Source organism: Saccharopolyspora spinosa NRRL 18395 (assembly GCF_000194155.1).
GTDB lineage: Bacteria > Actinomycetota > Actinomycetes > Mycobacteriales > Pseudonocardiaceae > Saccharopolyspora > Saccharopolyspora spinosa.
The window spans coordinates 438765-459830 of record NZ_GL877883.1 but is presented as its reverse complement, the minus strand read 5'-3'; the positions used below and the strand labels follow the sequence as shown (position 1 = coordinate 459830).

At 70.1% G+C, this 21066-nt stretch carries 20 protein-coding genes and 1 pseudogene; 16 read left to right on the top strand and 5 right to left on the bottom strand.

The genetic code is table 11. The annotated features are described in order from the left end of the window. Window positions 1-8: 8 nt before the first annotated feature. The 7 genes from SSPN_RS58110 to SSPN_RS0140295 all read left to right on the top strand — a co-directional run bounded on the left by SSPN_RS58110 (window position 9) and on the right by SSPN_RS0140295 (window position 4570). Window positions 9-167, top strand: a complete 159-nt coding sequence (locus tag SSPN_RS58110) for a hypothetical protein (RefSeq protein WP_010316183.1) — start codon at window positions 9-11, stop codon at window positions 165-167. Window positions 168-176: 9 nt separating this feature from the next. Then, entirely contained in the window at window positions 177-320 is a 144-nt protein-coding gene (locus tag SSPN_RS57395) for a hypothetical protein (protein ID WP_010316182.1), read from the top strand. A gap of 213 nt (window positions 321-533) precedes the next feature. After that, window positions 534-746, top strand: a complete 213-nt coding sequence (locus SSPN_RS48240) for a hypothetical protein (protein ID WP_143539423.1) — start codon at window positions 534-536, stop codon at window positions 744-746. 50 nt (window positions 747-796) lie between these two features. Then, on the top strand, window positions 797-997 hold the full coding sequence (locus SSPN_RS48235) for a hypothetical protein (RefSeq protein ID WP_237710980.1): 201 nt from the start codon (window positions 797-799) through the stop codon (window positions 995-997). A 143-nt stretch (window positions 998-1140) separates the two neighbouring features. Next, window positions 1141-1446, top strand: a complete 306-nt coding sequence (locus SSPN_RS0140305; RefSeq protein ID WP_010316177.1) for a type VII secretion target — start codon at window positions 1141-1143, stop codon at window positions 1444-1446. Further along, complete coding sequence (locus tag SSPN_RS56105; RefSeq protein WP_049887748.1) at window positions 1446-4151, top strand: WXG100 family type VII secretion target; 2706 nt, start codon at window positions 1446-1448, stop codon at window positions 4149-4151. Before SSPN_RS0140305 ends, SSPN_RS56105 begins: the two co-directional genes overlap by 1 nt. Further along, window positions 4148-4570 (top strand): hypothetical protein, encoded by a 423-nt coding sequence (locus tag SSPN_RS0140295; protein WP_010316173.1) that lies wholly within the window; start codon window positions 4148-4150, stop codon window positions 4568-4570. The genes SSPN_RS56105 and SSPN_RS0140295 overlap by 4 nt, the downstream gene beginning before the upstream one ends. 363 nt (window positions 4571-4933) lie before the next feature. On the opposite strand, the gene SSPN_RS0140285 is transcribed toward SSPN_RS0140295, so the two are convergent. Then, window positions 4934-5770 carry a dienelactone hydrolase family protein gene (locus tag SSPN_RS0140285; RefSeq protein ID WP_029536222.1) on the bottom strand — a complete coding sequence of 279 codons (837 nt, stop codon included), beginning with the start codon at window positions 5768-5770 and terminating at the stop codon, window positions 4934-4936. Between the two features lie 116 nt (window positions 5771-5886). Here SSPN_RS0140285 and glmS point away from each other — a divergent pair, with 116 nt between their 5' ends. The 6 genes from glmS to SSPN_RS0140255 all read left to right on the top strand — a co-directional run bounded on the left by glmS (window position 5887) and on the right by SSPN_RS0140255 (window position 13155). After that, window positions 5887-7749: a glutamine--fructose-6-phosphate transaminase (isomerizing) gene (glmS, locus tag SSPN_RS0140280; RefSeq protein WP_010316166.1), complete on the top strand. Its 1863-nt coding sequence runs from the start codon at window positions 5887-5889 to the stop codon at window positions 7747-7749. Between the two features lie 197 nt (window positions 7750-7946). Beyond that, window positions 7947-9464 (top strand): NAD(P)H-hydrate dehydratase, encoded by a 1518-nt coding sequence (locus tag SSPN_RS0140275; protein ID WP_010316164.1) that lies wholly within the window; start codon window positions 7947-7949, stop codon window positions 9462-9464. A gap of 275 nt (window positions 9465-9739) precedes the next feature. Then, on the top strand, window positions 9740-10885 hold the full coding sequence (gene alr, locus SSPN_RS0140270; protein ID WP_029536221.1) for an alanine racemase: 1146 nt from the start codon (window positions 9740-9742) through the stop codon (window positions 10883-10885). A 106-nt stretch (window positions 10886-10991) separates the two neighbouring features. Next, the gene (locus SSPN_RS0140265) at window positions 10992-12080 is read left to right on the top strand and encodes an alpha/beta fold hydrolase (RefSeq protein ID WP_010316160.1); all 1089 of its coding nucleotides are present in this window, start codon (window positions 10992-10994) and stop codon (window positions 12078-12080) included. Further along, window positions 12077-12556: a tRNA (adenosine(37)-N6)-threonylcarbamoyltransferase complex ATPase subunit type 1 TsaE gene (gene tsaE / locus SSPN_RS0140260; RefSeq protein WP_010316158.1), complete on the top strand. Its 480-nt coding sequence runs from the start codon at window positions 12077-12079 to the stop codon at window positions 12554-12556. The genes SSPN_RS0140265 and tsaE overlap by 4 nt, the downstream gene beginning before the upstream one ends. After that, window positions 12553-13155 (top strand): DedA family protein, encoded by a 603-nt coding sequence (locus tag SSPN_RS0140255; RefSeq protein ID WP_010316157.1) that lies wholly within the window; start codon window positions 12553-12555, stop codon window positions 13153-13155. The genes tsaE and SSPN_RS0140255 overlap by 4 nt, the downstream gene beginning before the upstream one ends. A gap of 175 nt (window positions 13156-13330) precedes the next feature. Here SSPN_RS0140255 and SSPN_RS0140250 read toward each other — a convergent pair whose 3' ends face one another. Beyond that, window positions 13331-14110, bottom strand: a complete 780-nt coding sequence (locus SSPN_RS0140250) for an IclR family transcriptional regulator (RefSeq protein ID WP_029536219.1) — start codon at window positions 14108-14110, stop codon at window positions 13331-13333. 241 nt (window positions 14111-14351) lie between these two features. On the opposite strand from SSPN_RS0140250, the gene aceB reads away from it, so the two are divergent. The 3 genes from aceB (at window position 14352) to SSPN_RS0140235 (ending at window position 17977) form a co-directional block, all read left to right on the top strand. Further along, on the top strand, window positions 14352-15944 hold the full coding sequence (aceB, locus tag SSPN_RS0140245; RefSeq protein ID WP_010316153.1) for a malate synthase A: 1593 nt from the start codon (window positions 14352-14354) through the stop codon (window positions 15942-15944). A 167-nt stretch (window positions 15945-16111) separates the two neighbouring features. Then, window positions 16112-17365 carry a DUF6986 family protein gene (locus SSPN_RS0140240; protein WP_029536218.1) on the top strand — a complete coding sequence of 418 codons (1254 nt, stop codon included), beginning with the start codon at window positions 16112-16114 and terminating at the stop codon, window positions 17363-17365. Between the two features lie 279 nt (window positions 17366-17644). Beyond that, window positions 17645-17977, top strand: a complete 333-nt coding sequence (locus tag SSPN_RS0140235) for a hypothetical protein (RefSeq protein WP_010316149.1) — start codon at window positions 17645-17647, stop codon at window positions 17975-17977. A gap of 254 nt (window positions 17978-18231) precedes the next feature. On the opposite strand, the gene SSPN_RS0140230 is transcribed toward SSPN_RS0140235, so the two are convergent. The 3 genes and pseudogenes from SSPN_RS0140230 to pucL all read right to left on the bottom strand — a co-directional run bounded on the left by SSPN_RS0140230 (window position 18232) and on the right by pucL (window position 21064). Next, the gene (locus tag SSPN_RS0140230; RefSeq protein ID WP_029536217.1) at window positions 18232-19143 is read right to left on the bottom strand and encodes a serine/threonine-protein kinase; all 912 of its coding nucleotides are present in this window, start codon (window positions 19141-19143) and stop codon (window positions 18232-18234) included. A gap of 438 nt (window positions 19144-19581) precedes the next feature. Then, entirely contained in the window at window positions 19582-19950 is a 369-nt protein-coding gene (locus SSPN_RS0140225; RefSeq protein WP_010316146.1) for a peptidase S8, read from the bottom strand. A 221-nt stretch (window positions 19951-20171) separates the two neighbouring features. Beyond that, window positions 20172-21064, bottom strand: a pseudogene (gene pucL / locus SSPN_RS48225) (factor-independent urate hydroxylase). Window positions 21065-21066: the final 2 nt, after the last annotated feature.

Sequence of the window (21066 nt, the reverse complement as noted above, 5' to 3'; positions counted from 1 at the left end):
CTGCTCACATGGGTGCCATCGTTGTCGCCGTGGTCGTGGGTCTCGCCGCTGTCGGGCTCGTCGTCGCTATCGTGATCTTCTCCGCGCTCGCGTTGGGCGGCATGAAAGCCGTCAACGCCGCGCACGAGAGCAGATCGTGGTTCGTCAACCGTCGACGTCGAAGCTGAGCGTGCGCCATGCGCGGACGAGTGTTCGGTGACCTGCTGATCGTCCTCGTGGTGCCACTGGTGCTCATGATCTTTGGCGCGTTCGTGCTCGCCGTGGTGCTGGCGCAGGGCTGGGGCCTGCACCTGATCTTCGAGGGCGGCGGCCCGTATTGATCATCGGCTGAGCCCGCGATCCGGCATCATGCGATGCCCTGATCTCCATATCTGAGGTTTGTGGTTCTGCTGCTGGGCGTCGCGGCGGCCAGCAGCCTCGTGGTGCTCGTGCTGATGCTGATCCGGCGGCGTTGAACGATTCTGGTCGTCCGCTGCCTCGGACGCGGTGCCCTCCGATAAGTTCGGTTCCTGGTCGAACGATTGGAGGTTCCGGTGATCTTCCAGATCCTGATCGTGATCGTCGTGAGCGCACTCGCCGGTGCCGGTGGTGGTGCGCTCGTCGCGGTGATCGCGAAGAACAAGCCTTCGGCGCAGCCGCCGATGCAGCAGTTCCTGCCGTCGCAGCAGGGCTTCTCGCCGCCGCAGCCGGGTTTTCCGCCGCAGCAGGGTTTCGGGCCGCCGCCGCAGGGTCCCTACCAGCAGTGACGATCACGAACAGATCCGTTCAGGACTAGCAGGGGGAAACGTTGTACCTGGTGATCACGCTGGCGCTCAGCCTGCTCTTCGGCGGCGGGGCCGGTGCGTTGACCGCGCTTCTGATCGTCAAGAACAGCGACAACGCCCAGCGGCCCGCGCAGTTCCCGCAGCAGGGCTTCGCCCCGCAGCCGCCCCAGCAGCAGTACCCGCCCCAGCAGGGCTACGGCCAGCCGCCGCAGGGTCCGCGGACGCCCCAGTGATCGACTTCTCTCTTCGCGGATGCAAGCACCTAGGCGGTTCGGCCGTTTAGCCTCGGGGAACCTGCCAAGATTAGGAACCAGCGAATCATCCGCGCCGTCACACCCGCTGAGACGTGCGCGACAGGTCGGGTGAAGGGGGCGCGATGAGCGGGGCGCAGACTTCGGGAAGTGATGTCGGGAAGGCGGCCAATGCGTTCTCCGACGGTGCTGGGGCGATCAAGGAGCAGGCCAAGGCGGCCACCGAGACGAAATTGACCGCGGAGAAGTTCGGGAAGAAGTTCCACGAGGCGGGCAAGGCCTACAAGGACGTGCTGGACAAGCTGGGGAAGAACATCGAGTCGTTCGCCGAGCACGGATCGAAGCTCTCCGAGAGTTTCTCCGAATCCGCGAAGGAATACCAGGCCCGCGACGAATCCGGTGCCCAAGAGGTCGGGAAGGTTCAGGCCTGATGGCGGACGAGAAGAAGCAGGAAGAGGAAAGCAGCTTCGGCGAGGACGTCGGTTCGGTCGTCGGCGGGATTCAGGGCGGGGTCACCGGTCTGGTGCTCGGGCCGGCTGGTGCCGCGGCGGGCGCGAAGATCGGCTCCGAAGTCGGTGGCGCGATCGGCGGAGCTGCGCAGGATGTCGGCGAGTGGCTCGGCGAGACGGCCTCCGACGCGGGCAGCTGGTTGGTCGACAACGCGGGCAGCATCGCGGACACCGCGATGTCCGTCGTCAACCCGATCGGCGGCAAGCTCTTCGAGTCCATCACCGACGGCGGTTTCTCGGCGCTGCAGGAGAAGGCCAAGGCCGCCGAGGAGCGCAAGGGCAAGTTCGAGGACGCCAAGGGAAAGTTGGCGGGCGGCGGCGCCGTCAACACTTCCGACGAACTCCTCGACGACGGCAAGATGGGACTGGACTTCTTCGAGAAGTTCCTGCCGCTGTACCAGGATTGGGCAGGCAAGGGGCCGGACTTCAAGAGCGAGGTCGTCCAGGAGTACGACCAGCTCCGTGAGATCGACTTCGGCGCGTTCCGGGCCGACGCCGAGCGGTTGGGCGGCGTGCAGAAGGCACTGCTGGACCAGAACGACTCGATGGGTCAGGCGTTCCGGGGCGCCAAGCAGACCTGGAAGGGTTCGGCAGCGGACGCCGCCGAATCCAAGGTCGGCAGCTACAGCATGGCGGGCACGACGGTCACCAACGAGACCGAGAACATGGCCGGCGCCATCACCCCGGCCGCCGACGGCATCCAGCAGACCGTGCGGGAATACGCCAAGTTCGTGCTGGAGCTCGGCAAGGAGATCAAGTGCGCCGGCAAGGATCCGGACGACACCAAGGACGAGATCCGCAAGGCGCGCGGCGACATCAACCTCGAAGACCTCAAGGACATCGGGATCGATGACATCTTCTCGGGTGCCTGGTCGATCATCAAGGACCAGGCGATCGGCCTGATCCTGGGCGGCCCCATCGGCGGGCTGATCGGCCAGTTCTTCGGGGCCAAGGACGCCTGTGACCAGATCCGCCAGGGCCTGATCGACGACGCCAAGAAGTGGCTCGACGAGTCGTTCAAGCCCGAGATGGAGCAGAAATACCAGAGCTTCAAGGACCAGAGCAAGGCCACCCAGGACGCCGTCCAGGCCGCATACGACCAGATGCTGCAGGCCGCCAAGGTCAGCGATGACCCGTTCAAGGGCCTCGGAGACGGCAAGGGCGGCGGCGGTGACGATCAGGGCGGCGGCAACAACACCGGCGGCGGTGGTTCCGGCACCGGTGGAGGTGGTTCCGGCACCGGAGGCGGTGGCGCGGGCTCCGGAGGAGGCGGCGCTGGTGGTGGCGGCGCTCCGGAGATGCCGAAGACGCCCGAGATGCCGGAGATGCCGGAAGCCCCCGGAGCGGGTGGCGGCCTCGGTGAGCAGGGCGAACAGGAGAAGGTGACCCTCGGCGAGGGCGACGACGCGGTTACCGTCCAGAAGCCCGGCCCGGATGGCAAGACGCAGGTCGAGCTGATCGGCCCGGACGGCAAGCCGAAGACCTACGAGGTCGACTTTGGCCCGGCGGGTGGCGCGGGTGCGCCCGGGGCCGAGGGCATCCAGACGATGCCCGCGCCGGGGCAGGCGCCCGGTGGCGTCGGCGGGCCGCCCGGTGGCCAAGGTCCGATCCCGGTGCAGGCGGGCGAGGACGGCAAGGCCGTGATCCGCGAGGGCGACCGCACCATCACGCTGGAGCGCACGCCGGACGGCCAGGTCAAGGTCAACGTGGACAACGGTGGCGGGCAGCCGCCGCTGAACCAGACCATCGACTTCGGCAGCGACCAGGCGAAACCGATCGACGGGGCGGACCGCATCACGACCATGCCCGCCGAAGCTCAGCCCGGCGAGGTGCCCCGACCGCCGGACGCCACCACGATGCCCGCACCCGCCCCCGGATTCGCCGTGCCCGACGTGGGCACCATGCCCGCGCCGGATCCCGTGGCGCCGATGCCGGCCCCGGACCCCGGATTCGCCGTGCCCGACGTGAGCACCATGCCCGCGCCGGACCCCGGCTTCGCTGCGCCGGACTACGGCAGCGGGGTGGGCACGATGCCCGCGGCGGACCCCGGATTCGGTTCGCCCGCCTACGGCGTGGGCTCGACCATGCCTGCCTACGACACCAGCGGCGCAGTTCCTGCGGGCACCGAGCCGACGGCGGCGGGCATGCCTGCCTCCACCGCTCCGCAGTCCGCGGGCATGAGCGCCTTCAGCAGCATGAGCGACGGGGTGCAGAACTCGTTCGGCAGCGCCTCCGGCCAGCTGTTCGGCGGCCCGGACCAGCCGGGCGTGCCCGGCGGTCCCGACCAGCACGGATCGACCGGCCTGGCCTCCCTTGGCGACACCGCGGGCGGCAGTTCGCAGGGCGCCACCGGCCTGTCGTCGCTGGGCGGCGACCAGAGCGGTGGTTCGGCACAGGGCGCTCAGGGAGCTCAAGCCGGCCAGTCCGCCAACCAGAGCTCCGCCACGGGCGGCGCGATGATGGGCGGCATGGGCGCGATGGGCGGCGGCCACGGCGGTCAGCAGGGTGGCGAGCAGGAGCGCAGCAACAGCAGTCCGTGGCGAACCCAGGGCCAGCTCTTCGATGATGGCGTCGATGCGTCGAACGTGCGGTTCCGGTCGGTGCTGGGCGAGGACCGGGAGAGGTGAGCACGGTGGTTCTGATCAACCGGAAGGTCGCGGACGAGATCGCGACCTTGGTCGCGCGGCACCGCTACGGCGTCGAGGACAGCATGGACGCGGTCCGCGCCGCGGAGGCCGCGTCGGCGAAGAAGAACGAGGAGATCAAGGCGGCAGCGGACGAGCGGAAGCAGGAGCTCGTCGAGAAGGCCGCCAACGCCCAGCCTCCGGAGGACAAGCCCCGCAACGACTGGGCCGGCAAGCGGAACGAGGACAGCAACGAGATCAGCCTCGGAGCCGACGACTACGAGGAAGAACGACCGCAGCAGGCAGCCCAGCCCACACCGCCGCCACCGCTGCCGCCACCGGCAGCCCCCAAGCCGGCACCGCGCCGGCAGGTGGCGTTCGACGATGACGACGACTACGAGAACCAGAGCTGGCTGAGGTGACATCCACGGCGGGGCGCGGAAATTTCCGCGCCCCGCTTGGTTTTCCGCCCGTGGTTGCGAAAAGTCTTGCCAGGACGCCGATTCCGGAGAACGCGCCGCAACTCCCGTGATCGAAGTCCACAGTGGTCAATTCAAAAATTCGCCGCAGGGCAGGGGAATCGGTCTCAGGTTTCCCGCTCGCACGATCGTGGCCGGGGGTCGCTCATCCGCTGCGGGTGCATCCGCAACAACCCGGCCCGCCGGGGCAGACATTCTTCCGCAAGGGAACCAAGGTCCACGGCATCGAAGACGGCCCGATGCCGATCGACGAAGCCGAGCAGAGTGTCAAGGCAGTGGCCCGGGAGATCGCTCCGAAGCTGTGAGTCACGCCGCGGTGAGGGCGCCGCGGCTGTGCTTGTGGTCGATGTGACTGCCGCCGATATCGGCGCTCAGCAGCGCTTCACCGCGCCGATCGCCGACGAGCGTGCGGAGGAAGAACGCGGTGATCAGGGCCTTGGTGACGCGCTGCGTCGCGTACTCGGGCTTGCCGTGCAGCACCAGCTGCGTCCAGTGCCGGCCCTCGGTGAAGCCGAGGTGGCTGGCCTTCTTCACCGTCCTTAGCTGTACCGGGCCGCCCCAGGCGCGGGCGATCGGCTCGGCGTTGGCCACCGGAGGGGTCAGCAGGTCGCGGCCCGCGGCGATGTGCAAGCCCGGCACCTCGACGCGGCTCGCCGTCTCGAACGCCGACGGCATGGTCTCGGCGGCGGCCAGCGTCGCGACCGAGCGGATCCGCTTGTCCTCGGACGCCGCGAGCACCGCGCAGCCGCCGCCCATAGCGTGCCCGGCCACCCCGAGGCGCTTCGCGTCGACGCTGATCTCGCCCTCGCCGAGCCGGACGCCGACACAGACGTCCAGCGCGGTCCGCAGGTCGGCGGCGTACAGCCGGTGCGACGCGAACACGCCGCGCTGGGTGCCGGGCGCGGCGACCACGATGCCCCAGGAGGCGAGGTGCCGGAGCAGGCCGAGGTAGCGGCGGGGCGGCTGCAGCCAGCCGTGCCCGAACGCGACCGCCGGCAGCCCGAGGCCACTGCGCGGGGTGCAGACGAGGCCGGGCAGCCCGATGAGGGCTAGATCACCGTGCAGCACGTCGTGCGGTCCGCGGCGGGACAGCTCTTCGAACGCGTTCTTCGCGGAAGGGGCCTTCTTGGCAGTGCGCGCCATGGTCAGCAACGGTAGCGGACCTGCTCGTGTACGTGCGGTAGCCGCCACGGGAGGGGGTTCCCGAACCGGCTGACTCGAACAGGTTCAGACCATGTGGAGTAGCTACGCTGGGCCGAGTGTGCGGCATCGTTGGTTACGTAGGACATCGTCAGGCGCTCGAAGTCGTCCTCGGCGGACTCCGGCGACTGGAGTACCGGGGTTACGACTCGGCGGGAGTCGCCCTGCTCGACGGTGAGGGCGGCCTCGCGGTGGAGCGCGCCGCTGGCGCGCTGTCGAACCTGGAGAAGCGCCTCGCCGAGGTCGATGGCGGCAAATTCGCAGGTCGCAGCGGCATGGGACACACCAGGTGGGCGACCCACGGGGCGCCGACCGACCGCAACGCCCATCCGCACCGCGACACCAGCGGGCAGGTCGCGGTGGTGCACAACGGCATCATCGAGAACTTCGCCGTGCTGCGTGCCGAGCTGGAAGCCGCTGGCATCGAGATGGCCAGCGACACCGACACCGAGACGACGGCGCACCTGGTCGCCGCCGCCTACGCCGACGGGCCGACCGCCGGCGACCTGACCGCCAGCGTGTGCGCGGTCGCCCGCCGCCTGGAAGGCGCCTTCACGCTGGTCGTCACGCACGCCGCCGAGCCCGGCAAGATCGTGGCCGCTCGCCGGTCGTCGCCGCTGGTCGTCGGGGTCGGAGAGGGCGAGCACTTCCTGGCCTCGGACGTCGCCGCGTTCATCGAGCACACCCGTGACGCGGTGGAGCTCGGCCAGGACCAGGTGGTGACCATCACCCGCGACGCCTACCGGGTGACCGATTTCTTCGCCCAGGACGTCGAGGCCAAGCCGTTCAGCGTCGACTGGGACCTGTCGGCCGCCGAGAAGGGCGGCCACGACTACTTCATGCTCAAGGAGATCGAGGAGCAGCCCGAGGCGCTGGAGAACACGCTGCGCGGCCACTTCGCCAGCGGCGGCATCGTCCTCGACGAGCTGCGGCTCACCGAGCAGGACCTGCGCGACATCGACAAGGTCTTCGTGGTCGCCTGCGGCACCGCCTACCACTCCGGGCTGCTCGCCAAGTACGCCATCGAGCACTGGTGTCGGGTGCCCGTCGAGGTCGAGCTGGCCAGCGAGTTCCGCTACCGCGATCCGGTGCTCGGTCGGGACACGCTGGTGGTGGCGATCTCCCAGTCCGGTGAGACCGCCGACACCCTGGAGGCGGTGCGGCACGCGCGCGTCCAGCGGGCGCGGGTGCTGGCGATCTGCAACACCAACGGCGCGCAGATCCCGCGCGAGTCGGACGCGGTGCTCTACACCCACGCCGGTCCGGAGATCGGGGTCGCGGCGACGAAGACGTTCCTGGCCCAGGTCGCGGCGAACTACCTGGTCGGGCTGGCCCTGGCGCAGGCGCGCGGCACGAAGTACTCCGACGAGGTGGCGCGGGAGTTCGCGGAGCTGTCGGCGATGCCCGAAGCGGTGCGCCGCACGTTGTCCACAGTGGACCAGGTGCGGCAGCTGGGCCGGGAGCTTGCCGACGCCAAGGCGGTGCTGTTCCTGGGGCGGCACGTCGGGTACCCGGTGGCGCTGGAGGGCGCGCTCAAGCTCAAGGAGCTCGCCTACATGCACGCCGAGGGCTTCGCCGCGGGTGAGCTCAAGCACGGGCCGATCGCGCTGATCGAGGAAGGGCTGCCGGTCGTCGTGGTCATGCCCTCCCCGAAGGGGCGGGCGCTGCTGCACTCCAAGTTGGTGTCCAACATCCGCGAGATTCAGGCGCGCGGCGCCCGGACCATCGTGATCGCGGAGGAGGGCGACGACGAGGTCCGTCCGTTCGCCGACGAGCTGATCACGATCCCGGCGGTGCCGACCCTGCTGCAGCCGCTGGTGTCGACGGTGCCGTTGCAGGTGCTGGCGGCGGAGATCGCCCGGGCCCGCGGCTACGACGTCGACAAGCCCCGGAACCTCGCGAAGTCCGTCACCGTCGAGTGATCTTTTCGGAGTGAGGGGCACCCTTGAGTGGTTTAGCCGCGCAAGGGTGCCCCTCACGCTTGCCTGAAAGTGTGGTTGCAGGGTCGTGAGCGCTCGTGGGACCTGGTTGGCGAAATGCCCTGATGGGATGGCGTGGATCGCCGCGGCGAGGGGGCAGACTGTTGCGGCATCGTCGATCGGTGACGAGGGAGGACGCGATGCACGGAGTGTGGACCCCAGACCAGATCCGCGCCGCTGAGCAGCGGCTCTTCGCCCGGACACCGGAACCTGCGGTGATGCGCCGCGCCGCGTACGCCGTCTCCGCCCACACAACGCGGGTCCTCGCCGAATTCACCGGTGGCGTCGCCGGTCGCCACGTCACCCTGCTCGTCGGCGCCGGGAACAACGGCGGCGACGCGCTGTGGGCCGGGGCGTTCCTCCGGCGCCGCGGGGTCGGCGTCACGGCCGTGCTGCTTGCCCCGGAGAAGGCGCACGCCGCGGGTCTCGCCGCGCTGCGCCGCGCTGGCGGCGCGGCGGTGCCCGCCGAGGGGCCGAGCCCGGACACCGCGGGGATCGGGGCCGAGGCCGCGGACGCGGTCGAGCGCGCCGACGTGGTGATCGACGGGATCGTCGGCCTGTCCGCGCGGGGGTCGCTGCGGCCGACGGCGGCGGAGCTGGTGCGTCGGGTGGACGTGCCGATCGTCGCGGTCGACCTGCCCAGCGGCGTCGATCCGGTCACCGGCGCGGTAGACGGCCCGGCGGTGCTGGCGGACGTCACGGTGACCTTCGGCGGGCGCAAGCCCTGCCATGTGCTGGGGCCCGGTGCGGCGCACTCCGGCGACGTCGAGGTGATCGACATCGGGGTGGCCGACGAGCTGCCCGAGCCCGAGCTCTACCTGCTGGAAGCCGCGGAGATCGGCGCCGGCTGGCCGGTTCCGGGGCCGGCCGACGACAAGTACAGCCAGGGCGTGGTCGGCGTCGCCGCCGGGTCGGCGACCTATCCGGGTGCTGCGGTGCTGGCCAGTGGCGCAGCGGTGCAGGCGACCGCGGGCATGGTGCGCTACGCGGGGCCCGCCGCGGACGTGGTGCGGATGCGCTGGCCGGAGGTCGTGGCGACCGGTTCGGTCACCGACGCCGGGCAGGTGCAGGCATGGGCCGTGGGACCGGGGATCGGCACCGGGGCCAGCGGCCGCGATGTGTTGCTGCACGTGCTGGAATCCGGACTCCCGGTGTGCGCGGACGCCGACTCGATCACGCTGTTCGCCGAGGATGACACGTTGTGGGACGCGCGCGACCCCGATGCGCCGCTGGTGCTGACGCCGCATGCGGGCGAGTTCGCGCGGCTATCCGGTGCGGAACTGGGCGAGGACCGGGTCTCCGCGGCGCGGGAGGTCGCCGCGCGCTTCGACGCGGTGGTGCTGCTCAAGGGCAACACCACCATCGTCGCCGCGCCGGACGGCAAGGTGCTCGTCAACGACTCGCGGCACGCCTGGCCCGCCACTGCGGGGTCCGGCGACGTGCTCACCGGCCTGATCGGCGCGCTCCTCGCCAGCGGCGTGGAACCGTGGCTGGCCTGTGGATACGCCGCGAACGTCCACGCCCGTGCGGCCGACCTCGCCGCCCACGGCGCACCCACCCGGACCCCGGCCGAGGTCGGCGCTCCGATCGGAGCCTCCGCGCTGCTCGCGGCCGTCCCGACGGCGATCCGGGCGGTCCGCGAAGCGGCGCTGCCGTGAGGCTCTGAGCTGTATCTTCGCAGCTCAACGCACTCGCGAGCCGTTAGCTGCGGACACCTCGTGCTGCTGCGAGGTTCGCAGCCTGGATCGCGCACCCGGCATGGCCAGCCGTGGTGGCGCGGCGTGGGGGAGATTCCGCCTGAAGTTCACGTTCAGCGGGTGGTGGGCCGCTTCCCGCGACGGTGCGCCCTGGCCGGTCAGGGACGGGGCGTCGAGTTCGGGCGGTCCGATACCTAGGAAGGACTGGTGGGGTGGTGTGCGACCATGTGCCTGCCATGAGTGACCAGCCCGCGTACCGCGCCGACCTGCGCATCGACGTCGGCGCGATCCGCCACAACGTGAAGGTGCTCTCGGCGCACGCCCGCAATTCGGGCGCCCGCACGATGGCCATCGTGAAGTCCGACGGCTACGGTCACGGCGCGGTGACGGTCGCCGCCGCCGCGCTCGAATCGGGCGCGGACCGGATCGGCGTCGCATCGATCGGCGAGGCCCTGCAGTTGCGCGCGGCCGGCATCACCGCCCCGGTGCTGTGCTGGCTCTACGTCGAGGACGACGACTTCGCCCCGGCGGTCGCCGCGGACATCGAGCTCTCCGCCTCCTCGCAGACCAGCCTGGGCCGGATCGCCGCCGCAGCCGAGCAGCAGGGCCGGGTCGCGCGCGTGCACCTCAAGATCGACACCGGGCTGTGCCGCAACGGCTGTCCGACCGGGCTTTGGCCCGCGCTGGTGGAAGCCGCGGCGAAGGCCGAGGCCGACGGGAACGTCGAGGTCGTGGCGGTGTGGTCGCACCTGGCGTGCGCCGACGAGCTCGGCCACCCCTCCATCGACCGGCAGGCCGAACGCTTCCAGCGGGCCTACGAGCAGGCGCGGGAGGCCGGGCTCAACCCGATCCGGCACCTGGCGAACTCGGCGGCCGTGCTGACCCGCCCCGACCTGCACTTCGAGCTGGTCCGGCCGGGCATCGCCGTCTACGGCCTGGATCCCGTTCCGCAGCACGGCGATCACGACCTGCGCCCGGCCATGACGTTCCGGTCGTCGGTGGCGCTGACCAAGCGCATCGCGGCGGGCGAAGCCGTCTCCTACGGGCAGAGCTGGACGGCCGAGCGGCCGACGAACCTCGCGTTGGTGCCGGTCGGTTACGCCGACGGCGTGCCGCGCACCCTGTCGGGCCGGATGTCCGTGTGGCTGGCCGGGAAGCGGCGTCCGGTGGTCGGCCGGGTGTGCATGGACCAGCTGGTCGTGGACTGCGGTGACGACGAGGTCCGGGAAGGCGACGAGGTGCTGCTATTCGGGCCGGGTGACCGGGGCGAGCCGACGGCTGCGGAGTGGGCTGACGAGATCGGCACGATCCACTACGAGATCGTCACCGGCATGTACCGGCCGCGGGTCACGCGCACCGTCGTCGACGCGGAGGCGACATGAGCGACGTCCGCTGCTCGCGCAAGCCGACCGCGAAGCGCCGAAAAGCCGTGAGCGGCATGCCTATGCTGGAAAGCGGAGCAGGGCGCCCGGCGATAGTGGAGTCGCTGTGAAGCCGGTGTGGCAGGCGTTGGCCTGGACGAGCGGGGTGCTTGGTGCCGCGATCACCGGTGCCGCTGTCGGCGCTGCCGCGCACAGCTCGCGGGTCGCCGCGCAGCGCAAGGTCGAGGATCCCTACGCCGACGAGCCGCTCGGCAGACTCCGCCCGGACCGGCAGTCCACTGTGGCCGCTGATGACGGGGTTCCGCTGTCGGTGCAGGAGATCGAGCCCGCCGATGGCGGCGAAGCGGAGCTGACCGTGGCGCTCGTGCACGGCTTCGCGCTCGACTCCCGCTGCTGGCACTTCCAGCGCCGGGACCTGCCGGAGCTCACCGGGCCGCGGGTTCGGCTGGTGCTCTTCGACCAGCGCAGCCACGGCCAATCCGGCCACTCCGGCAAGAAGAACAGCACCATCGACCAACTCGGCAGGGACCTCGACGCGGTGCTGCGCTCTGCGGCGCGCCGGGGCCCGATCGTGCTCGTGGGGCATTCGATGGGCGGGATGTCGATCATGGCGCTGGCCGAGCAGCGCCCCGAGCTGTTCCGCGACCGGGTCCGCGCGGTTGCGCTGATCGGCACCGCCGCCGGCGGGGTCGGCGCGTCCGGGCTCGCCCGGCCGTGGCTGCACCACGCCAACCCGGTACCGCGCGGGCTCGCGCTGCTCGCGGACTTCCAGCCGGGCCTGGTGGAACGCACCCGCCGGCTCGGCGACAAGCTGGCCTGGAGCCTGGTGCGCAACCTGTCGTTCGGGGATCGCGATGTCTCGGCGAAGATCGTGGACCTGATGGCCGAGATGATCGGCGCCACCACCGTCGAGGTGGTCACCGACTTCCTGGAAACGATCAGCCTGCACGACCGCAGGACGGCGCTGGCCGCGCTGCGGACCTGCGAGGTGCTGGTGCTCAGCGGCGATGCCGACCGGGTCACCCCGTTCTCGCCGCACGCCGAGGTGCTCGCCGCAGAACTCCCGGACGCGAAGCTGGTGCGAGTCGAGGGCGCCGGGCACCCGGTGATGCTGGAGCGTCCGGAGCTGGTGACCGAGGAGTTGATCGAGCTGATCCGCCGGGCCGCGGGGGATGGGGAGGGGACCGGAAGTTGAGCCCTGCACTGCAGATCGTGGAGTTGCCGGAGGAGTCCGACACGCTGGAGTTCGGCCGGCGGCTGGGGGCCGCGCTGCGCGCGGGCGATCTGGTACTGCTCGACGGGCCGCTCGGTGCCGGCAAAACCGTGCTCGCGCGGGGGATCGCCGCGGGCATGGGGGTCACCGGCGCGGTGACCTCGCCGACGTTCGTGATCGCGAGGGTGCACCGGCCGGAATCGGGTGACGGCCCGGCGCTGGTGCACGTCGACGCCTACCGGCTGGCCGGGTTGGACGAGATCGACGACCTGGACCTGGACACGGACCTGACGGATGCCGCGGTGGTCGTCGAGTGGGGCGAGGGCCTCGCCGAGCGGCTCGCGGATTCCTACCTGCTGCTGCGGATCCGCCGCCGGGACGACGACGTCCGCGAGATCAGCCTGGAGCCGCACGGCGAGACCTGGTCTCCGCGTCTCGCCGAACACCTTGCCCGGTGACGGACTTATTGGCCGGGATACCCGGCCCGCTCGCGCTCGCCGTGGCCGTGGCGCTGCTGTTCGCCGAATCCGGCCTGCTGATCGGGGTTTTCCTACCGGGCTCGGCCACCGTGCTGGCGCTGGGGTGGTTGGCCGGGCACGGTGTCGTGGAGGTGTGGGTGGCCGCGATCAGCGCATTCGGCGCGACGGCTTCCGGTTGCCAGCACGGCTACTTCCGCGGTCGCCGGGACGGTTTGCTGCGGCGGCAGCTGGTCAAGCGGTTCGGCGAGCAGCGGTTCGCGCGGGCGGAGTCCGCGTTGGACGGACGCGTGAAATCGACGGTGGCGGCGTCGCAGTGCTTCGCCGTGGTGCGGACGCTGGTGCCTCGGCTCGCGGGCCGAACCAGCATGACCCACCTGCGGTTCACGGTCTGCAATGTGCCGGTCGCAGCAGCGTGGGCGACCACGTTGGTGCTGCTCGGTGTCTGGTCGGGTGCGGCGTACGAGAAGGTGGAAGCGGCAGCGGGATTGCTGGGGCTGCCGCTGCTCGGCATCGCGGCGCTGATCGTCCTGGCGGTGTGGTGGCTCCGCCGCCGCAAGCAGCTCCACCAAGCCCGGTGAGTACTTTTCGCCGCTGTAGAGGTGGTTTTCGCTAGCTGGTTCGGGGCGAACGGCCTGTTCGCGTCAATAGGTGAAGTGAACGGTCCGTTCGCTCCATCCGGGCGCGCGGGCTTGCGCTGCTGGCTGGGCGAACGGACCGTTCGCGCCGGTGTGGGTCGGGTGGTGGCGTCGGGGGTCAGGCCGTGTTGCTGACGCTGAGTTCGGCCGACAGGTCGTTGGCCAGGCGCTTCATCAGGGGGATGACCTCGTCGGTCGAGATTCGGGTCATCCGGCCCTCCGGCCCGCTGATGGAGATGGCCGCGCCTGCCGGCGCGCCCGGCACGGCGACCGCATAGCAGCGCACGCCGACCTCCTGCTCGCCGTCGTCCAGCGCGTAGCCCTGCTGGCGGATGCGGCCGAGCTCCTCCTGCATCGCCTCGACCGTCGTGATGGTGCGCTCGGTCTGCGGCTGCATCGTCGTGCGGGAGAGCAGCTGCGTCACCGTCTCCGGCGGCATGGTGGCCATGACGGCCTTGCCGACGGCCGTGGCGTGCGCGTCGACTCGGCGGCCGACCTCGGTGAACATCCGCATGGAGTGCTGCGAGGGGACCTGCGCGACGTAGACGACCTGCTCGCCGTCGAGCACCGCCATGTTGGAGGTCTCGCCGGTGGCCTCGGTGAGCTCGGCCAGGTAAGGGCGGGCCCAGGAGCCGAGCGCGCGGCTGGCGGTCTCGCCGAGCCGGATCAGCCGGGGTCCGAGCGCGTAACGGCGGGAGGGCTGCTGCCGGGCGTAGCCGTTGCTCACCAGGGTGCGGATGATGCGGTGGATCGTCGGTAGCGGCAAGCCTGACTTCTCGGCGAGCTCGGACAGGGCGACTTCGCCGCCGGCGTCAGCCATCAGTTCCAGGAGTTCGAAGGTGCGTTCGACCGACTGCACCCCTCCGCCCTGAGTTGCCCGCTGCGGGCCAGTGGTCATCGCAGAACTCCCTTTCCACTGTGGCTGGCTGGGCAGCAGTCTAGTCGGTGGTGGGTGCGCCAGCTCATGTTGCTTCGAACGCTATATGGAAACTAACATCCACGATGCAGAAAACATAACGGGCGTACCGCTAGCGGAACGGCCGCCGCGCACCCGTCGGGTGCGCGACAGTCCGTCACGCGGCAAGGTGAGCCATCAAGCCACCGTCTGGAACCCGGCAGCAGAAAGAGGTGGACTTCTCATGTCCGAAACGCCAGCAGGAGTGCAGGTGCTCGGCGGTGCCGTCGAGCGCGGGGACGAGATCCTCACCGCGGAAGCGCTCGCGTTCGTCGCCGGCCTGCAGCGCGCCTTCGGCGCCCGCCGCGACGAGTTGCTCGCCCGCCGCAAGGAGCGCCGCGCCGAGGCCAGTGCGAAGGGGCGGCTCGACTTTCTGGAAGAGACCCGGCACATCCGCGAAGGCGACTGGCAGGTGGCCGCGCCGCCCGCCGACATCGCCGACCGACGCGTCGAGATCACCGGTCCGACCGACCGCAAGATGGCGATCAACGCGCTGAACTCCGGCGCCCGCATCTGGCTCGCCGACCTCGAAGACGCCAACACCCCGCACTGGCGCAACGTCGTCTCCGGCCAGGTCAACCTCTACGACCTGGTGCGCAAGCAGATCGAGCTGACCACGCCCGAGGGCAAGCACTACAAGCTGCGCGACGACGTCAAGCACGCTGTGCCGCTGGTGCGCCCCCGCGGCTGGCACTTCGACGAAAAGCACGTCCTGGTCGACGGCAAGCCCGTGGTCGCCGCATTCGTCGACTTCGGCCTGCATTTCTTCCACAACGCCAAGGAACTGATCAGCCGCGACAGCGGGCCGTACTTCTACCTGCCCAAGATGGAGAGCCACCTCGAGGCGCGGCTGTGGAACGACGTGTTCACCCACGCCCAGCAGGAGCTCGGCATCCCGCACGGCACGGTGCGCGCCACGGTGCTGATCGAGACCTACCCGGCCGCGTTCGAAATGGAGGAGATCCTCTACGAGCTGCGCGACCACTCCGCCGGCCTCAACGCCGGGCGCTGGGACTACCTGTTCAGCGTGATCAAGACCTTCCGCGACTCCGACAAGTACGTCCTGCCGGAGCGCAACTCGGTCACCATGACCGCGCCGTTCATGCGCGCCTACACCGAGCTGCTGGTGCGCACCTGCCACAAGCGCGGTGCGTTCGCGATCGGCGGCATGGCCGCGTTCATCCCGACCAAGGACCCGGCCACCAACGAGGCCGCGATGGCCAAGGTGCACGACGACAAGAAGCGTGAGGCCGGCGACGGCTTCGACGGCTCCTGGGTCGCCCACCCCGGCCTGGTGCCGATCTGCTTCGAGGAGTTCAACGCGGTGCTGGGCGACAAGCCCAACCAGATCGACCGCACCCGCGACGAGGTCTCGGTGACAGCCGACCAGCTGCTGTCGGTGGCCGACACCCCCGGTGAGAAGACCATCGAGGGCCTGCGCGCCGCGGTCGACGTCGGCGTCCGCTACATCGTGTCGTGGCTGGGCGGCAACGGCGCGGCGGCGATCCACAACCTCATGGAGGACGCCGCGACCGCCGAGATCTCGCGTTCGCAGATCTGGCAGTGGCTGCACAACAGCGTGGTGCTGGCCGGTGGCGAGCCGGTCACCGCGGACCTGGTCCGCGAGGTCCTGGCCGAGACCGAGAAGCAGCTGCGGGCCGAAGACGGCTTCCCGGTCGACGACCTCGGCCGGGCGATCGAGCTGTTCGAGCAGGTGGCGGTGGCCGACGAGTTCGTCGACTTCCTGACGCTGCCCGCCTACGAGCAGATCGACTGAGTGATGAGGCTGCGGTGAGCCCGGGGCCGTGCGTCCTCCGCGATTTCAATGGAAATCAGACCCGCAATTTCCACTGAAATCGCACCGCCGTGGACGTGCGGCCCATCGCCGGAGCCGAGCTGGGCAGCTGGGGACGCCTCCCGGCTGTCGGACCGAAGGGAGCGCAAGTGGCCAGAACCTCGCTGGAATCCGCGGAGATCGCGAAGCGGCTCGCCCGGCTGTCCGCCGTGGACGAGCACATCGCCCGCACCTACCCGGGGGCGAGCGCGGCCCGGCAGCCGGTGCACACCTGCTACGTGCCGGCGAACAAGGTCGACGCCGAGACGGTACGGCAGTGGGGCCGCGAGGCGCTGGCCGCGTTCGACCGGGACGCGCCCCGTTTCGAGGACTTCGTCGAGATCCTCGGCCTGGACGACCAGATCGCCCGGGCCGTGCATCCGCGGGTGCGGGCGAAGCTGCAGAACTCCCCGGTGGAAGACCTGCGCATCGACTTCGAGGACGGCTACGGGCGGCCCGGCGACGACGTCGAGGACGCCGACGCCGAGCGCACCGCCGGGGTGGTCGCCGCGTGGCTGCGAGACGGCATCGAGCCGGCGAACTTCGGTCTGCGGGTGAAGTCCTTCGACACGCCCGAGCTGCGCGCCCGCTCGGTGCGCACGTTGGACGTCTTCCTCACCGCGCTGCTGCAGCAGTGGGGCAGCCTGCCGGCCGGGTTCGTGCTCACCTTTCCGAAAGTCGTCGACGCCGCGCAGGTGGAGGTGTTCGTCGAGCTGCTGGAGCTCTTCGAGCAGCAGCTGGGCATGCCGGAGAAGTCGCTGCGCTTCGAAATCCAGGTGGAGACCACCCAGTCCATCGTGGACTCCCACGGTCGCTTGGCGCTGCCGCTGTTCCTGCGCGCGGGCGGCGGCCGGGTCACCGGGCTGCACTTCGGCACCTACGACTACACCGCGAGCTGCGGGCTGACTGCCGCGCACCAGCATCTCGCGCACCGCGCCTGCGACTTCGCGCGGCACGCGATGCAGGTGTCGGCGGCAGGCACCGGGGTGTTCCTGTCCGACGGCTCGACCAACGTGCTGCCGGTCGGCGACCAGGTGCACCACGGCTGGCACACCCACTACGGGCTCACCCGCCGGTCGCTGGAGCACGGCTTCTACCAGGGCTGGGACCTGCACCCGGCACAGTTGGTGACCCGCTACGCGGCGGTTTTCGCGGCTTTCCGAGACTCGGCTCCCGCCGAGGCGGCGCGCCTGTCGGCGTACGTGTCGGCCAGCGGCAGCGCAGTGCTGGACGAGCCGGCGACGGCGCGAGCGCTGGCGGCGTCCTTCGTGCGGGCGCTGGACAACGGCGCCACCGACGCGGACGAGGTCAAGGAGATGACGGGCCTGGCGGAACCGGAGATCCGCAAGCTCGGGCGCCTCTGATCCCGATCAGGTGCTGGGTGGAGGACGCCGTTCGCCGGTCACCTCCTCTCCGTAGTTTCAATTGAAACTGCGGTCCTCACGGCTGGTGATGAAGATCAGGGGTGCGGTGCTGCCGCTTGCACTGGTGAGCGAAACGCGCACGATCGTCGGCTCGCTCCTGGGTTCCGGCCTGCCCTCGCGGGACAAGGCCGCGCCATGCGCCAGGTCATCCGCTTCTGATCCGTCCGCTTGCCCACGCGTAGCGTCGGGTCAGTACCACGGCATCGTGAGGAGAAGATCATGGAAGAGCAGGCCGCCCGAGGCGAAATCCTGGAAACGCTGGCCGAGCGGCTGGGCAAGCGCCAGGTATTCGGGGAACCCGTGCAGCAGGGCGACACCACTTTACTGCCGGTGGCCAGGGTTCGATCCGGCGGCGGGCGCCATCGGCACCGCGACGACGGCGGCTTCGGCATCGGCATGGAAGCGAGCCCGGTCGGCGCGTTTTCGATCTCCGCCGGCGGTAAGGTCGCCTGGCACCCGGCCGTCAACGTGAACAAGATCGTTTGGGGTGGCCAGCTGGCGCTCGCCACCGCCCTGGTCGCCATCGCGATCGCCTTCCGCCGCAAGCGCTGATCCCGCCGAGGTCTGTCCTGCGGGACTCCTGCGAAGCCGGTCCTAGCTGCTCGAAAGCTCCGTTCGATCGACCTCATGCGGTCCGCGTCGTCACCTCGAAGCCACTGCCGGGACGCGGTGTAGAGGGTCATCGAAGCGCGCACAGCGCTCAGCCGACCGTGCTGGCGGACGGCGGACGTCTCGCGCTCCTCCTCGCGGCGGCGGGGATGGTGCCGGGGCCGATTTCGCCTTGCCGCGCAAGGAGATCCGCTAGGTCAGGCGTCGATGGTCTCCGGGTTCATGCCGGACCAGGCGATCAGCTGGTCCGCGACCTCGGCGACCGTCGGGCGGGACTTCGGGTCCGCGATGAGGCACGCGTCGACCGTTCGGGACAGCGCAGCGGGCAGGCGGCGGTGGGTGCGCAGCGGCGCGGCGGTGGTGTCCCGCTGCGGGTAGTAGCGGGTGCCGTTGCTGCTGCGCTGCCGGTGCGACACCTCCGCCCACGGCGTGGTGCCGGAAAGGGCCTCGTAAAGCGTGGTGCCCAAGCCCCAGGTGTCGGCCGCCGGGGTCATCTCGCCGCCACCGGCCTGTTCCGGGGAGAGGTAGTCGAACGTCCCGGCCGAGCTGCGCTCGCCGATCCGGCAGGCCAGGCTCAGGTCGAGCAGCACCGCCCGCCCGCCGACCTCGACCACATTGGACGGTTTCACGTCGAGGTGCACCCAGCCGCGGCGGTGCAGGTAACCGAGCACCGAGCACAGCTGGATGCCCAGCACCGCAGTGTCGATCGGCCGCAGCCGACCGAATTCCTCGATCAGGAAACCCAGCGTGTGGCCGGGGAGCGTCTCGGTGATCACCACCGGGCGCAGCGGCCGCTCCGCTTGCACGATCTCGTAGCCGCGAACCAGGTGCGGATGCGCGAACTGGGTCAGCAGCACGCCTTCGTTGCGCAACCAACCCACGGCGCACTCGTCGGCGGCGCGCTCCGGCCGGACGGTCTTGGCGATGCAGCGGCAGGAACGCTCCTCGCTCCAAACGTCGTAGACGTCGAGCCGGCTGCCGCGGCGCAAGTGGCCCACGACCCGGTAACCGGGCGCGAGTGCTTCGCCCGGCGCGAGCGGCGCTTCCGACGGTCCCCAGCCCTGGTCCGGTTCGCCGTAGTAGTAGGAGCTCAACGAATCGATCAGCACCGAAGGAAGCCGATTGTGCGGCGTCAGCTGTGGCTGCGACGGCGGTAGTGGCCGTGGCTGCTGCTGCGCGAGCGGTGCCGGCGGTGGCCGTGCCCGCTGCTGCTGTCGTTGCGACGGAAGGCCGATGGCGGTGCCCACCGCTGCTGGAGTGCCCGTGCGAATGGTGCTTCGCAGGGGACACCATCTTGAAAAGCTTCGAAAGGTCCATCGGCCCGAACTCCCGGATCGGTCGGTGCCCGCGCGGCGGCGCGTGCATTGATCATTGTTCCTGGATTCGGGCGCGCGGTCGAGGAATTTTGCGCCATTCGCGAATTCGGTCCAGCAGCGGAGCGTCAGCGGTAGTGGTCGTTGGTCCGACCACTACCGCTGACGGACTGGCTGCACAGCGGTTGCTGGACGGCTGCTGCGGAGCCGACGATCCCGAAGCCGCAGACCGGGTTAAAAACCCGCGCACCCCACCAGCGGCGTGCGCGCAGTGCGCATCAGCGCCATCTCGATGCCGTCGGCGTCGCGGCCCTGCACGCCGAGCAACGCCCCCTGCGACCTGCGGGGCGGCCATCGAAGTTCCGGCGAAGGCGTCGTAGTCAACCTGCTGCCGACACGGCCTTGGTGTTCAGCTTCAGGGCGAGGTTGGAGTACGTGGAGTGGGAGCTCGTCGCCGTCCGTCGCGGCGACGCACAACGCACCCGACTCCCAGGCCGGAGTGGCGCACAGCGGCGCGGTTTCGTTGCCCACCGAGGCGACCACGACCGTAACCTGCTCGCGGGCGTAGACGGCCGTCGCGATTCCGGTTGTGCGGTAGCGCATTTCGTCACGTCACTGGGAAAGGAAGAAGCGGCGATCGCGCGATCTCGCCGCCGATTCCGACCGGAGGTCTTCGCCGACCTGCAATCCAAGTCGAGATGGACCGGGCCAGGGCATCACCGGCGTCGACCACCTCCGGACCCGGCGCGCGACCACGATGACGAGGTCGAGGTGTTCTCGACACGGTGCGGGGAGGTCCGGCGGTGGGAAACTGCTGTGAAAGATCAGAACTGCGGCAGGCTGTACCAGGCCTGCGGTGCTTCCTCGACGTCGTCGCGGGTGACGACGCCCTCGATCAGGCCGTACGGCCGGTCTGCGGCGAAGAACACCTCGTTGTCGTTCTCCAGCCCGCAGTACTCGAGGTCGACCAGGAAGTGGTGCTTGTTCGGCAGCGACAGCCGCACTTCGCCCACCTCGGGGTGCTTCTCCAGCACGGACTTGCCCATCTCGTACAGGCTTTGCTGCAGCGCCAGGCTGTGCGTGGTGGCGAAGGCCTCCAGCATCGTCGAGCGGATCGACTCGAAGCTCTTGCCCCAGTCCACGTCGGTGTGCAGGTAGCGCCAGCGGGCGGTGACCGCGGTGGCCAGGATCCGGTCGTTGGTCTCGGCGCCAGCGTCGTGTACTTGTCCTTGGGGTAGCCCCAGAACTCCGAACCGGTGGACTTCAGCACTACCAGGTCCTTCAGCCCGGACACGATGTGCGCCCGGCCGCCGTCGATGGTGACCGCGGTGGTGCGCTTTTCGTCGCCTGCGCGGGCGAAGGAGTGGTCGTGGCTGGCGCCGCCGACCAGGATCCGCTCCCAGCTGTACTCGTCGATGAGGATGCGCGCGCCGGTGATGCCGTCCGCGGTGCCGACGAAGTGCCGGCCCAGCCGCAGCGCGAAGTCCTCGATCTCGCCGATCGGCGCTTCCTTGGCGAAGGCGTAGACCGTGTTCTTCTGCGTGTCGGTCGGCAGCACGTTGCCGTTGTCGCCGGTGAGGTGGGCGGCATCGAGGTCGCCGCGCAGCGAGGAGCTGACGTTGAGGTCCTTGATGGTGTGGCGTGCGTTGTCCCGGTTCACCGAAACGATGCGGACCTCGGCCTTGCCGTACTGGTTGGGGCCAATGACGATGCCCATGC